This window comes from Bowmanella yangjiangensis, from assembly GCF_018531185.1.
Taxonomy (GTDB): domain Bacteria; phylum Pseudomonadota; class Gammaproteobacteria; order Enterobacterales; family Alteromonadaceae; genus Bowmanella; species Bowmanella yangjiangensis.
On sequence record NZ_JAHDJU010000004.1, the window covers coordinates 1 to 12,857 of the forward strand.

Annotated in this window: 11 protein-coding genes; 2 read left to right on the plus strand and 9 right to left on the minus strand. The window is 50.5% G+C overall.

Features of this window, described 5'->3' with window-relative positions:
- Positions 1 to 69 precede the first annotated feature (69 nt).
- Genes KJY73_RS19510 through imuA form a run of 3 tightly spaced genes read right to left on the minus strand, consistent with a single transcriptional unit; the run spans position 70 to position 5,245 of the window.
- A complete protein-coding gene (locus KJY73_RS19510) occupies positions 70 to 3,147 on the minus strand; it encodes an error-prone DNA polymerase (RefSeq protein ID WP_214345499.1) in 3,078 nt (1,025 codons plus the stop codon).
- Positions 3,147 to 4,553, minus strand: a complete 1,407-nt coding sequence (locus KJY73_RS19515) for a Y-family DNA polymerase (RefSeq protein WP_214345344.1) — start codon at positions 4,551 to 4,553, stop codon at positions 3,147 to 3,149. Before KJY73_RS19515 ends, KJY73_RS19510 begins: the two co-directional genes overlap by 1 nt.
- An 8-nt stretch (positions 4,554 to 4,561) precedes the next feature.
- Positions 4,562 to 5,245, minus strand: coding sequence for a translesion DNA synthesis-associated protein ImuA (gene imuA, locus KJY73_RS19520; protein WP_214345345.1), 684 nt, complete (start codon positions 5,243 to 5,245; stop codon positions 4,562 to 4,564).
- A gap of 94 nt (positions 5,246 to 5,339) precedes the next feature.
- Here imuA and KJY73_RS19525 point away from each other — a divergent pair, with 94 nt between their 5' ends.
- On the plus strand, positions 5,340 to 5,801 hold the full coding sequence (locus KJY73_RS19525) for an EVE domain-containing protein (RefSeq protein WP_214345346.1): 462 nt from the start codon (positions 5,340 to 5,342) through the stop codon (positions 5,799 to 5,801).
- Between the two features lie 49 nt (positions 5,802 to 5,850).
- On the opposite strand, the gene KJY73_RS19530 is transcribed toward KJY73_RS19525, so the two are convergent.
- From KJY73_RS19530 to KJY73_RS19540, 3 genes are all read right to left on the minus strand, one after another.
- Positions 5,851 to 7,533 (minus strand): DUF885 domain-containing protein, encoded by a 1,683-nt coding sequence (locus tag KJY73_RS19530; RefSeq protein ID WP_214345500.1) that lies wholly within the window; start codon positions 7,531 to 7,533, stop codon positions 5,851 to 5,853.
- Positions 7,534 to 7,716: 183 nt separating this feature from the next.
- Complete coding sequence (locus KJY73_RS19535; RefSeq protein ID WP_206592933.1) at positions 7,717 to 8,040, minus strand: DUF1820 family protein; 324 nt, start codon at positions 8,038 to 8,040, stop codon at positions 7,717 to 7,719.
- A 72-nt stretch (positions 8,041 to 8,112) separates the two neighbouring features.
- A complete protein-coding gene (locus KJY73_RS19540; RefSeq protein WP_214345347.1) occupies positions 8,113 to 8,682 on the minus strand; it encodes a TetR/AcrR family transcriptional regulator in 570 nt (189 codons plus the stop codon).
- Between the two features lie 169 nt (positions 8,683 to 8,851).
- Between KJY73_RS19540 and KJY73_RS19545 the strand changes: the two genes are divergently transcribed.
- Complete coding sequence (locus tag KJY73_RS19545; protein ID WP_214345348.1) at positions 8,852 to 10,477, plus strand: M28 family metallopeptidase; 1,626 nt, start codon at positions 8,852 to 8,854, stop codon at positions 10,475 to 10,477.
- A gap of 40 nt (positions 10,478 to 10,517) precedes the next feature.
- Here the strand turns inward: KJY73_RS19545 and slmA are convergent, their stop codons facing one another.
- Genes slmA through coaBC form a run of 3 tightly spaced genes read right to left on the minus strand, consistent with a single transcriptional unit; the run spans position 10,518 to position 12,778 of the window.
- Entirely contained in the window at positions 10,518 to 11,108 is a 591-nt protein-coding gene (gene slmA / locus KJY73_RS19550; protein ID WP_206592936.1) for a nucleoid occlusion factor SlmA, read from the minus strand.
- A gap of 13 nt (positions 11,109 to 11,121) precedes the next feature.
- Entirely contained in the window at positions 11,122 to 11,577 is a 456-nt protein-coding gene (gene dut / locus KJY73_RS19555; RefSeq protein WP_206592937.1) for a dUTP diphosphatase, read from the minus strand.
- Complete coding sequence (gene coaBC, locus KJY73_RS19560; RefSeq protein ID WP_214345349.1) at positions 11,534 to 12,778, minus strand: bifunctional phosphopantothenoylcysteine decarboxylase/phosphopantothenate--cysteine ligase CoaBC; 1,245 nt, start codon at positions 12,776 to 12,778, stop codon at positions 11,534 to 11,536. The genes dut and coaBC overlap by 44 nt, the downstream gene beginning before the upstream one ends.
- Between the last annotated feature and the right edge of the window lie 79 nt (positions 12,779 to 12,857).

A 12,857-nucleotide genomic window follows, 5' to 3' on the forward strand; every position in this document is an offset into this window, starting at 1 on the left:
GCCCTTTTTTATTGTGCGCGATTTACCTTCAATCAACGCAGTTCACGTTGATTGCCACTCTCACAACCTTTAATGAAAGTCCCTGGACTTAACCCTGAGTTTATCCAATAAATGGCTTAGATCTTCTAGCTTGCCGGCAATTACATGGATAACACCACCGTCACCTTTTTCAAGCAGGCCTGAGACCTTAAGAATACTGGACTTCAGGTAGGCTTGCTTTTGCGCCCTGGCGGTGGCAAGCCAGACAATTACATTAATATTGCCAGTGTGGTCTTCTAAGGTGATAAAGGTCACTCCCTTGGATGTACCTGGGCGTTGCCGCCCGGTGACCATGCCTATCACAGTAACGGGTTTTCTGTGCTCCTTCATGGTTAGTTGAGCGGCCGGGGTATATTTTCCTAACAGCGCGGCTTCATCCAGCAATTGAATAGGATGCTTGGCAAGGCTGAAGCCTGTTGCAGCGTAATCCTCGGAGAGCGTTGCCAGCTCATCTGGTTGAAATAGCCATGCCTGAGTTGAAGGTTCTGAGTGGCTAAACACGGACAGACTATGGCTGCTGTCCATAAGTGCCCACCTGGCCTGATAGCGATTGCCCTGAATACAAGCAAGGGCGTCGGCACTGGCTAGCTGTTCCAATGCCTCCTGAGAGAGATTAATCTCACGTAACTGCTTAATATGAGTAAACCCATGCTTTGGACGAGCAGCTAGGAGGTTCACTGCCGCCTGCTGGGCAAGTCCTTTAATCTGGCGAAAGCCCACCCGAATAGCCAGTTCATTATCCTGTTTCTCCAATCTATAGTCGTAATCTGAGTGATTTATACAGACAGGAAGCACCTTGATGTGGTGACGTCTGGCGTCCTGAATGAGCTGGGAAGGGGTATAGAAGCCCATCGGCCAACTATTCAGTAAGGCGGTATAAAAAACGGCTGGGTAATAATATTTTAGCCACGACGAGGCATACGCCAACACGGCAAAAGAGGCGGAATGTGCTTCGGGGAAACCGTACTCACCAAAGCCACAAATCTGCTGGAAGATGCGTTCAGCGAATTCCCGCTCGTAGCCTCTGGCCAGCATGCCGTTAACCAGTTTCTCGCCAAACCTTTGCAGTTCGCCGGTTTTCTTCCAACTGCCCATGGCGCGACGCAATTGGTCTGCCTCTCCCCCGCTAAAGCCCGCTGCGACCATAGCCAACTGGATAACCTGTTCCTGAAAGATAGGCACGCCAAGGGTGCGAACCAGGACTTTTTCTACCTCTGGTGAGGGATACTCGACTGGCTCCTGACCATGACGTCGACGCAGATAGGGATGCACCATATCGCCTTGAATAGGGCCGGGGCGGACTATGGCAATCTCAATCACAAGGTCGTAATAGTCCCTGGGTTTTAGCCTGGGTAACATACTCATCTGTGCGCGGGATTCAATCTGGAAGACCCCTACGGTATCCGCACTTTGGATCATGGCATAGACCGCTGGATCATCGCCGCGATTGCTGATTTCAGCAATCGACAGAGCTTGTCCATAATGTTGTTGAATAAGGCTAAAACACTTGCGGATAGCCGTAAGCATTCCTAGAGCCAATACATCGACTTTGATCAGGCCCATGGCTTCAAGGTCATCTTTATCCCATTGAATAACAGTACGCTCTGCCATGGCGGCATTCTCTACTGGCACTACGTGATACAAGGGGCCGGAGGCAATCACAAAGCCACCGACATGCTGGGATAAATGGCGCGGAAAGCCAATCAGCTCGTTGACCAGTTCAATAAAGTGCTGGCCAAGGTGGGACGATGGATCCAAGCCTAACTCGCTGAGCTGGGCCTGCCAGTTCAGGCCACTGTCGCGGTGATTGATGTTTTTGATAAAGAAGTCCAGCTGGGTCTCATTAATACCCAGGGCCTTGCCCACCTCACGTATGGCGCTTTTGCGCCTGTAAGTAATTACTGTAGCGGCCAGGGCTGTGCGCTCACGGCCATACTTTTGATAGATATATTGAATGACTTCTTCGCGGCGTTCATGTTCAAAGTCCACATCAATATCCGGTGGCTCATCTCGCTCTCTGGAGATAAAACGCTCGAACAGTACCTCGCTTTTTTGCGGGTTTACCGCGGTAATGCCCAGGCAATAGCATACCGCCGAGTTGGCGGCCGAACCCCGCCCCTGATAGAGGATGTCCTGCCGACGGGCAAACTCAACAATGTCATGAATAGTCAGAAAGAAATATTCGTATCCAAGCTCTGAGATCAGACAGAGTTCTTTATCAAGTAATGCTTGTACCTTGGCCGATACGCCCTCGGGATAGCGCCATGCTGTACCTGCTTCAACTAATGCCCGTAGATGCTCACTGGCCGTTTTACCCTGAGGTACGACTTCCTGGGGATACTGATATTTGACTTCATCCAGTGTAAAGGTGCAGCGCTCAGCGATACTCAGGGCAGTCTGTATCCACTGCTGAGGGTAAAGCTTCATAAGCTTTTCCAGTGGCCGCAGGCAGGCTTCCGCGTTGGCCTGGAGTTGATGACCTAGCTTTTCCACTGGCTTACCCTGGCGAATGGCCGACAAGGTGTGTAGCAGTTTTTGGCGGGTTTCATGGTGCATTAACACCCCGGTGCAACAACAAACCGGCAGCTTGTACTGTTCACTTAACTGCTGACAATGTGCCAGGTATTCCTGTTCATCGGCTTTGAGTAAACGCCGACAGCCCAGCCAGAGACGTTCTCTCTGATGTTTAGTTAACCAGTCAGCCCAATAGTTATCTTGCTGCTTCTCCCCGCTGGGCAGCCATAGCAGTAGGCAGTGCCGTAGGCTTTTTAGATCCCATTCATGTATCTGGTAGCTCCCTTTTTCTGAACGGCGTCTGGCATTAGTGATCAGTCGGCAAAGCTCGGAATAGGCGGATTTGTCCGGGCAAAGCAATACCAGTTCGAGACCCGGTGCGAGCTTAATTAAACTACCGACAATTAACTTGATATCCAGTTGTCGGTCTCTGACTTCCATATACGCTTTGACAATACCGGCCAGGGAACACTCGTCAGTGATGGCCAGCGCCTGATAGCCAAGATAGTCGGCTTGCCTGATGAGTTCTTGTGGATGGGATGCCCCGGTCAGGAAGGAAAAGTTGCTCTGGCAGAATAACTCAGCGTAAGACATCAACTGAATAATCCTTGGATGTACCACTGGTTATCGCGGGTACGATAAACCCACAGCCACTGGCCCTGGATATTGCGGGCAATAAAATAGTCCCGGTCAATGGCCTGATGATCCCACCAACCCGTTTGGATACGCTCCGGACCCTGTAACAGGCTGACTTTTTCATTTAAGGGGCGATGAGGGGCCAATAGCAGGCTGGGTCTGAGGGTGGGAACCGGCCAGTTTTGCTTTTCAAGGCGCTCAAAAGGGCGGCAATAGCTACTGCTGTATTCAGGGCGAAAGTCATCACGTAGTTGTAGTCCCGAGACCGCGTTTGTGCCTAAGCGAGCTTGTAGCAGCGACAGCAACTGGCGGTGATTCATTTGCCCTTGCTTACCGGCGAACAGATCATTCACCTGCGCTTCTTTGGCCATCATATGAGTAACGGCCAACTGGATGCCATACACGGGCTGATCAAGCTCCAGGTTTTCCAGTTTAAGGCTGACCAGGGATTGCCATTGCTGGGCCTGATATTCTCCTTGTGCTGAAGATACGGTGAGTGAAAGGGCGTCGCTATCTCGCTGTGAGAAGCGAAACTCGAGTACAGTGGCCAGCTTATCCCGCAAGCGTAAAAAACGCTCTAAATCGCTCAGCAAGCGCTTGATGGGGTGCAATAGTATTGGGCTGCTGTCTATTTCATACATCAGCTCAAGATACTGATTGAAGACGGCCGGGGGGTGATAAAAGTCCACGGGGTGATGGAATGTGCCCTGCAGCTTGCCTATATAGGTCACCAGTTGGCTGTCAAAGCGTTTAGCCAGCTCGCCGGGGGGCACATTCATCAGTTCTTTCAGACGGCGGATGCCCACTCTGGCCAGCTTCTCACACATACTCTGGGGAAGGTCAGTTTGTTCCAGTGTGCATAAGCTAACCTTCTCTCGCAGCAGCTCTGGATCCTGACTGATGAGATTGTGTCCGCTTCTGGCTAGTAGCCTTGCGCCCAAAGGGCTGGTACCGCAAGCGTAGCCTATGGTTAGTTTTAAGGAGCTGAGCCTGTCATTGAGCGCCTGCCAGTAAGACGACAAGCCACCATACATGGATAACATATGCTGGATACGCAGCAACAGGCCGTTAGGTGACCAAAAGGCAATGTCTGAGGTGACAAAGTACAACCACTGTGCGATCTCGGCTAACTTAGTGGCTTCCAGTTCCTGCCTATACTCAATAACTTGTAGATCTCTATGTAAAGCGGCGGCACTGCCAAGCCCCATGCCCACTCTGATCCCATGGTGATATGCCAGAGCATTTAGCTGGATGACCTGGTTGTGTTCTTTATTCAGGATGATGACAGGATTGGAGGCTTGCTCCTGGTATAAGGTGTCGAGTTGCAGACTGGGAAAGTCCAGATACAGCCAAAGGGGCGTCATAGGGGGGCTCAGCTTGCACGATGCAGAGGGATTACATTGGCTGAGGGCTGTGCTGGCTGAGGCAGACACAGTTTTGGCCAGCGCTGGCGCATATTAAAAATAAAAGGTGCAGGTGGCCAACTACCGCGGCATTTCGTGACTTTGATCTGAAGGCCTTGTGCATGGGCTTCAAGCTGCAAGCTTAACGATACCGGCAAGGATTGGCTAATGCTCTGCCTGGTACGCAATAGGAACAATTGCGCCCGACCTTGCTGACAAGCCTGCTGCAGTCGTTTCACCTGAGCAACTTCCATATCACCGTGCCAGAGTAATACCGAGTGGCAGGTTCCGCTTTTCAGACACTGCTCTGCTGCCCACAGGGCATCTTTGCCATCACGAGGGTGTAGAATAAGCACCCGGGACAAATCTACCCCTGCCTGGTGCAGACATTCGCCATTGATTTGGTGTGGTGGTGCAATCCACACCAACAGTCTGTGGTCTTGACCATTCGCTGCCAGACGCGGGAGTAACAGACGAATTTCACCTATCCCAATCTGGCTGTGAATTTCCACCAGGGCATGTTCTTTCAGCCCGCCACGAACATATTCATCCAGATCGTCCGGTACAGGTTGATTGGCGATGGGCAAAGGTCGGGTAAAATCCGTTTGCCAGATCCAACCTTTGTTTTTTAAATGATCGAGAAGATTGTTCATAGGATAAATTTGACTGTATATAAATACAGTATATTGATGATTGGCCATTGTGCAAGTCTCTGTCCGTTCAGGGGCTGAAAAAGGAGCAAGACAAATGCGTTATTGGTTATTTAAAACAGAACCCGATGCTTTTGGGATCAATGACTTAATCAGCCGTCCAGAGCAAACCGAGCATTGGGATGGGGTGCGAAATTATCAGGCCAGAAACTTTCTGCGTGATCAGATTGCGCTTGGCGACCAGGTATTTATTTATCATTCCAGTTGCGATGAAGTGGGCATTGCCGGGGTGGCCGAAGTGGTCAAGGCTGGCTATGTGGATCACACCCAATTTGATCCTGAATCCAAATACTATGATCCCAAAAGCAGCCAGGATAAGCCGCGCTGGTATATGGTGGATGTGAAGTTTGTGCGTAAGTTTGACCGGGTGTTGAGTCTGCAAAGTATTAAAGCCAATCCTGCGCTGGCAGATATGCAACTAGTACAAAAGGGCAACAGGCTGTCAGTGATGCCGGTCGAGGCCGGCGAATGGAATATCTTGCTAGAAATGGCGGGCTGATTCTGGGGCGTAAAACCTGAAGGGCCCGGGTTGGCCGGGCCGCTAACGATTAACTCTGTTGTTTAATGTAGTCTCTGACCAGTTGTTCAAGCACGTCCAGGGGCACAGAGCCGTTTTCCAACAACATGTCGTGGAAAGCGCGCAGATCAAAACGGGCACCCAGGGCCTGTTCAGCCTCTTTGCGCAAGCGCTTAATGGTGATTTCCCCCAGCTTGTAAGACAGCGCCTGACCGGGCCAGGAAATATAGCGATCAATCTCTGTGGTGACGTTGTGGGCGGATAACGCGGTATTTTCCAGCATGTAGTCAATGGCTTGCTGGCGTGTCCAGCCCTTCATATGCATACCGGTGTCGACCACCAGGCGGCAGGCCCGCCACATCTCGTAGCTCAGGGCGCCAAATTGATCATAAGGGGTTTGATAAAAACCAATTTCCTTACCCAGATATTCAGAGTACAGGCCCCAGCCTTCACCAAAGGCAGAAATGTAGGTGTAACGTCTGACTGGTGGTAGGTCAGTCATTTCTCTGGCCAGTGAGTTTTGCAGGTGATGACCAGGTACGGCTTCATGTAAGGTCAAAGCAGGCAATTCATATAAGGGGCGCTTGTCCAGGGCATAGGTATTTACCCAGTAGTAGCCGGGCTGATCGTCCCTGGTTGGGCCAACATAACGCCCGGTGGTGTACTTGGGTGCAATGCTGTCTGGTACCGGTGCCACGCCATAAGGGGTGCGGGGCAATTTATAGAAAAGCTGCGGCAGTTTGGCGTCAATTTGTTTGGATAAGTAAGAAGCCTGCTTCAATAACTCCTCGGCACTAGTGGCATAAAATTGCGGATCGGTGCGTAAAAACTGAATAAACTCACTATGCTCACCTTTAAATCCTGAGGCTTGCATCACGGTTTGCATCTCTTCACGGATGCGTTTGACTTCTGCCAGACCGAGTTGGTGAATGGCCTCTGCACTCATATCCAGGGTTGTGTAATAACGGGCACGGTTTTCATAGTAGGCGGCACCCTCTGGCCAACTTTTAGCGGCAATGTCCTGCTTGGCACCGGGAATATATTCTTTTACGAAGAAGTCATAGACCATCTGGTAAGCCGGGAACACTTGCTGGCTGATAATCTGCCTGGCTTCGGCCTGCAGCTCGCCTTTTTGTTTGGCGTCTATGTGGGCTGGCATGTTTTTAAACGGGCCATAAAACAGGCTGTCTTCTGGACGGTCATGAATGAATGCCAGGGCTGTTTGCTCAAACCCTTTCAATACAACTTGTGGCTGGGTAAAGCCGGTTTTTAACCCTTCGCGCATCCAATGCATGTTTTGCTGGAAATAGGTGTTAATGGCAGCAAGCCTGGCCAGGTAGTTCTCATAATCCTGGCGGCTGGCAAACTTGCTGCTGCGCGGCAGGAATGACAAGGCACTATGGAAGCCGTACTCGGAGGTAATAGGCATGTAGTGGGCATGAAACTGATAGCTATCGACAATTTCTTGCAAGCGGCGGCGCTGCATCAGCAGATTGATGCGACCGTCTTTACTCAGCTTGCTGTCGGCCAGCGCGTCGAGTTGCTTGATATAAGCCTGAGCTTGGTCGTTTTCACGTTTTAGCGCCTCGGCAGACAGGTCAGCCAGCAAATGATCATAATCATGTACCCCTTGAGACGTGGCCATTGTTGGGGAAACACGTAATTCAAATTGCCAGATCTCGTCTAACAGCTCGTCCAATCTGTCGCTAGCCATGGATGCGCTGCTGGTCAGTAGCAGGGCTCCGGTTATCCAATGCTTTAACACAGTGATTACCTTATTTCTTATTCTGAACCTCAGAGCTTAAGGCATCCTGGTTGGAAAGTGTATTGGTCAGAGTGAGAGGCTCGTTGGATTCGTTGTGATCTGCGTTTGTTGGCAGTGAGGTCAGTGCAAGCCTCAGTTCTTAGGGGTATAGATGGGTTTGGGAAAGGGCGTCACTTTGTCAGACAATTCTGTTACCTTGGCATTGCCTTGTTTTTTCACTTCATCAATGCGCAGTACGTTATGCATTGGAATATATGTACGCATAACGTTGTCAAATTCGGTCTTCAGCTTTTCCTGACTGGGGTCCACTAACAGGCTGCTGTGGTTATCCCAAACAAAGTCGCCAATTTCGACAAAGCCAAACATGGCACCTTGGCTGACTTCGCGCACATACACCTCGTAACGTTCAGCGTTACTGATAAATTGGACTTTATAAAGTGGCTTAGCTTTGCTCATTTCAGGGTTTTCGAGTGACCATCAGGGCGGCGATTTTAGCGGTTGCACAAGTCACTGCCAATAGCCTCTCATTTATATCGACAAAGGACCAAGTAAAGCATGGGTCGCTAATTTAAGTTCATCCGTCTGAGCCGCCAGGATGGCATTCACCGCAAATCCTTGCACATAGCAGGTGAGTTGCAGCGCGGTGGCTTCCAATTGAATGTCCTTGCGCACTTCGCCATGCATGAGAGCTCTTTCCAGGCAACCAATAAAGCCCTGTTGCAGATTATCCAGATAATGGCGCCCCATCTCGCGTATTCTGGCATCGTCAAAACCCAGCTCAGTAATACAGTTAATCAACAGACAGCCGCGACCTTTGATCAAGGCAATGTAGTCATCAAAGAAATGCTGGATGGATGCCAGCCCTTGATTTTCGGCCAGGTGATGGGTAATCGGTGCCAGTTTGTGCTGTTGGTAGCGTTCAAGTACCAAATAAAGAAAGTTCTGCTTGCTGCCGAACTCGAGATAAAAGCCACGGCGATTAAAATCGGTCCTGGCAATGATTTCATCCATGATAGAACCATGAAAACCATGCTCCAGCAGTACATCCATGGCCTGATCTAAGACCTGATTGACATCATATTGCGCTTTTCTAGGCATAGTGTAGGTGAACCAAAGAACGAATGTTCTTAGCAGAGTAGTGCAATGCGCAATCAAGTCAACCCACTCGCCCGCACAGATACAGCAGAATTAAATAATTACAAAGTATAACGCGGACGAGCGAGGGGAAATATGCGAGACTGGCGAGGCGTAACCACCGAGAATTACAATGAAAAGATCACTGATTACATTATGTTTATTGCTGGGAAGCAGTTTGCCAGCCTGGGCAGAGGCAGACCTGCCGAAAGCCGATGCAAACCGCCTGCAGGCACATTTACAGTTTTTATCTCATGACCTGCTGGAAGGGCGGGATACCGGTTCCAGAGGGCATGATATTGCTGCGCAATATATGCTCAGCCAGTTCGCCCAGTTGGGGTTAAAGCCAGCGGGTGACAATGGCAGCTATTTGCAGGCCATCCCTTTTCGCCAGGCTTACTTGGTACAGGACTCTGCTAAGTTGGTTCTAAAGGGGACTGGTGGTGAAACCAGTCTGGAATATCCTCGTCAGTATTTGACGTCTGCGAGCCTGATCAGTGAAGTCTCGCAATTGCAGGGAAAACTGGTGTTTGCTGGATATGGCATTGTCGCTCCGGAATTACAGCATGACGACTACGCCAAGCTTGATGTGAAAGGTAAGGTGGTGGTGGTGTTATCGGGTAAACCTAAGTCTTTTCCCAGTGAGGAAGGGGCGCACTTTGGTTCCGGCAGCGAGAAGAGTCGTCATGCCGCCGAGCATGGGGCTATTGGCATGCTCACTATCAGTACACCACTGGCTGAGAAAGTCAGACCCTATCAGAATCTACTCAATTATTTACACATGCCTAGTGTAAGCTGGTTAAAAGCTGATGGTGAACCTGCTAATCAACAACCCCAGTTAAAAAATTCGGCGTACTTCTCTCAGGATGCTGCGGCCTTGTTATTTGCGGGCGCACCACGCAGTCTGGAAGAGATTTATGCGGATCTTGAGCAGGATAAATCTCCGGCAGGTTTCGCATTACCTACTGAGATTGAATTCAGTAAGCGCAGCGAACATAAAACCATTAGCAGCCCCAACGTGGCAGCCATTCTGCCGGGTTCGGATGCTAAGTTAAAAGATGAGTATGTAGTATATACCGCGCATTTGGATCATATTGGCTTCGCTAAAACCGTTAAACAAGACAAAATCAATAATGGCGCTATGGATAATGCCAGTGGCAGCTCGGTATTGTTAGAAACCGCCAGGCTGCTAAGTGGCCTGCCACAGGCGCCTAAACGTTCCATATTGTTTTTGTCTGTTACCGGCGAAGAGAAAGGCCTGCTCGGGGCGGACTATTTTGCCAACCATCCGACTGTACCTTTAAAGTCTATGGTGGCGAACGTGAATCTGGATATGCCAATTCTGACTTATGAAGCTGCCGATGTGATCGCCTTTGGCGCCAACCACAGTTCTTTGCAAGCTACGGTCGCGGATGCGGTGGCCAAGCTTGGCATGAGTTTGAGCCCGGATCCTTGGCCAGAACAGGCACTCTTTACCCGTTCCGATCATTATATGTTCGTGAAGAAAGGGGTGCCTGCGGTATTTTTGGTGCCCGGTCTGACTTCCATGGATCCGAACGTGGATGGTGCCAAGAAGTTTGGTGAATTTCTGCATACGGATTATCACAAGCCTTCTGACGAGCTGAATGACAACTTCAACTGGCGTGCCGCGCAGCGTTTTACGGAAGCGAATCTGCAAATTGGCCTGACCATAGCCAATGACCCGGTACGACCCAGCTGGAATGAAGGGGACTTTTTTGGTAACACCTTCGGGCAATAAAAAAGGGGCGTTTGCCCCTTTTCCCATTAAAATACAATGACTAGACGAAGAAGCGTCCTTTCAGCAATTGCCATTGTTCGGCAAAGCCTTCAGTAGGACGGCGGGTAAACTCACTGCGGATAAACTGATTGATACGGCCATCGGCAAAGCAAATCAGAATATTGGCGATCAGTCCTTCGTCGGCAATCATTGGCTTGCCTTCGCGTAACTTACGTTCGCGCAATACTTGCTTTAATTGTGTCTCCAGTCGCTCAAACAACTGAGCTATGCGGGTACGCAGCCTGTCCTGTTCGCCCATCAGTGCGTCACCGTTCAAAATACGAGTGATGCCAGGATTACGCTCAGCAAAGCCAAGAATCAAATGCAGGATATGCTGGCAGCGCAATGCAGTATCTTTCTCATCTTCAAGAATCTTGTTGATACGGGAAAACAAGGTTTCTTCGATAAACTCAATCAGACCTTCGAACATTCTGGCTTTGCTGGGGAAGTGCCGATAAAGGGCCGCTTCTGATACTCCCACTTCCGCTGCGAGTTTGGCTGTGGTGATACGCTGACCCGGGCTGGTTTCCAGCATGCTGGCCAGACACTGGAGAATTTGCGCGCGACGATTGGTGCGTTTGCTTGCTGGCATAATACTCCCCCGCTTAGTTACGGCCTGAGGAGCCAAAGCCACCCTGACCACGGTCACTGCTATCGAATTCGTCCACTATGCTGAATTTGGCCTGGATAACCGGCAGAATCACCATCTGTGCGATTCTATCGCCTGGCTGGATAATGAATTCTTCATCGCTGCGATTCCACACAGAGACCATCAACTGGCCCTGATAGTCAGAATCGATCAAACCGACCAGATTTCCCAGCACGACCCCATGCTTATGGCCTAAGCCTGAGCGGGGTAAAATGGTGGCACAGATGCCAGGGTCGGCGATGTGAATAGCAATACCTGTGGGTAACAATTCGGTTTGCCCTGGAGCCAGCAATAAGGGAGCGTCCAAGCAGGCCCGCAAGTCCATGCCGGCAGAGCCGGGGGTTGCATACTCGGGCAGCGGAAACTCATTACCGATTCGTGGGTCCAGTATCTTTACGTCTATCTTGTGCATCTTGTTTTTCTTTATATTGCTCTGCAATTACATCTAGTAATTGCAATGCCAGGCTGTGTTTATCACTTTCCGGCAGTTTGGTTTCACCTGAAGGCCAGAAAACAGATAAGGCATTCTGTTCGCTGTTAAAGCCGATATTCTGCTTGGATACATCGTTGGCTGCAATCATATCCAGCCTTTTTCTGTTGAGTTTGTCGCGGGCGTAGTGTTCAAGGTCCTGCGTTTCAGCGGCAAAACCCACGACGAATGGCCGATTTGGCAGTGCGGCCACGTCGCTAAGAATGTCAGGGTTTTTTATCAGGGTCAGCTGAATTTCGTCACGACTTTTCTTAATCTTTTGCTCAACTTGCTGGGCCGGACGGTAATCGGCCACGGCAGCACAGCCGATAAAGATATCGACATTGGTGACTTCAGCCATCACGGCTTTATGCATGTCCAAAGCACTTTGCACTGCAATGCGCCGACAACCAGCAGGGGCATTTAGCGCAACAGGGCCGCTGACAATCGTCACTTCAGCGCCAAGGTGTCTGGCTGCACCTGCTAGGGCGTACCCCATTTTTCCTGAGCTATGGTTGGACAGATAGCGTACTGGGTCGATTGCTTCCCGGGTGGGGCCGGCGGTAATGAGAACTTTTGTGCCAGCCAGAGGGCGACCAGCAGAATTGTCTTCCAGCGCATCGGCAAGTTCCTGTGGCTCCAGCATGCGACCTGGTCCAACGTCACCACATGCTTGTTCACCCTCTGCCGGTCCCAGTAAGTGGATGCCGCGGTTACGCAAGGTGGCAAGATTCTGTTGGGTTGCTGCTGCCCTATACATTTGCTGGTTCATAGCTGGTGCCACATATAAGGGGGCGCTGGTGGCTAAACATAGCGTGCTGAGCAGGTCGTCGGCCATACCGGCAGATAACCTGGCAATGAAGTTGGCGCTGGCCGGTGCGATCAATACCAGATCCGCCCATTTGGCCAGTTCAATATGCCCCATGGCGGCTTCGGCAGCTGGGTCAAGCAATTCCAAAGACACAGGTTCACCGGACACGGCTTGCAGCGCTAAGGGGCTGACAAACTCTTTGGCTGATGGCGTCAACACCACCCTGACATTGGCGCCCTTGGCTTTTAGCTTACGCACCAGATCAGGTGTCTTGTAAGCGGCAATGCCACCTGTGATGCCTAGCAGAATGTTGATTTCATGTAACCTTTGCATAGATACAAATCCGGTTCGGATAAGGTGGATAGCCTATCATTAATAACCGCCAATGGACTATGCATATTGCAAAGGAGGG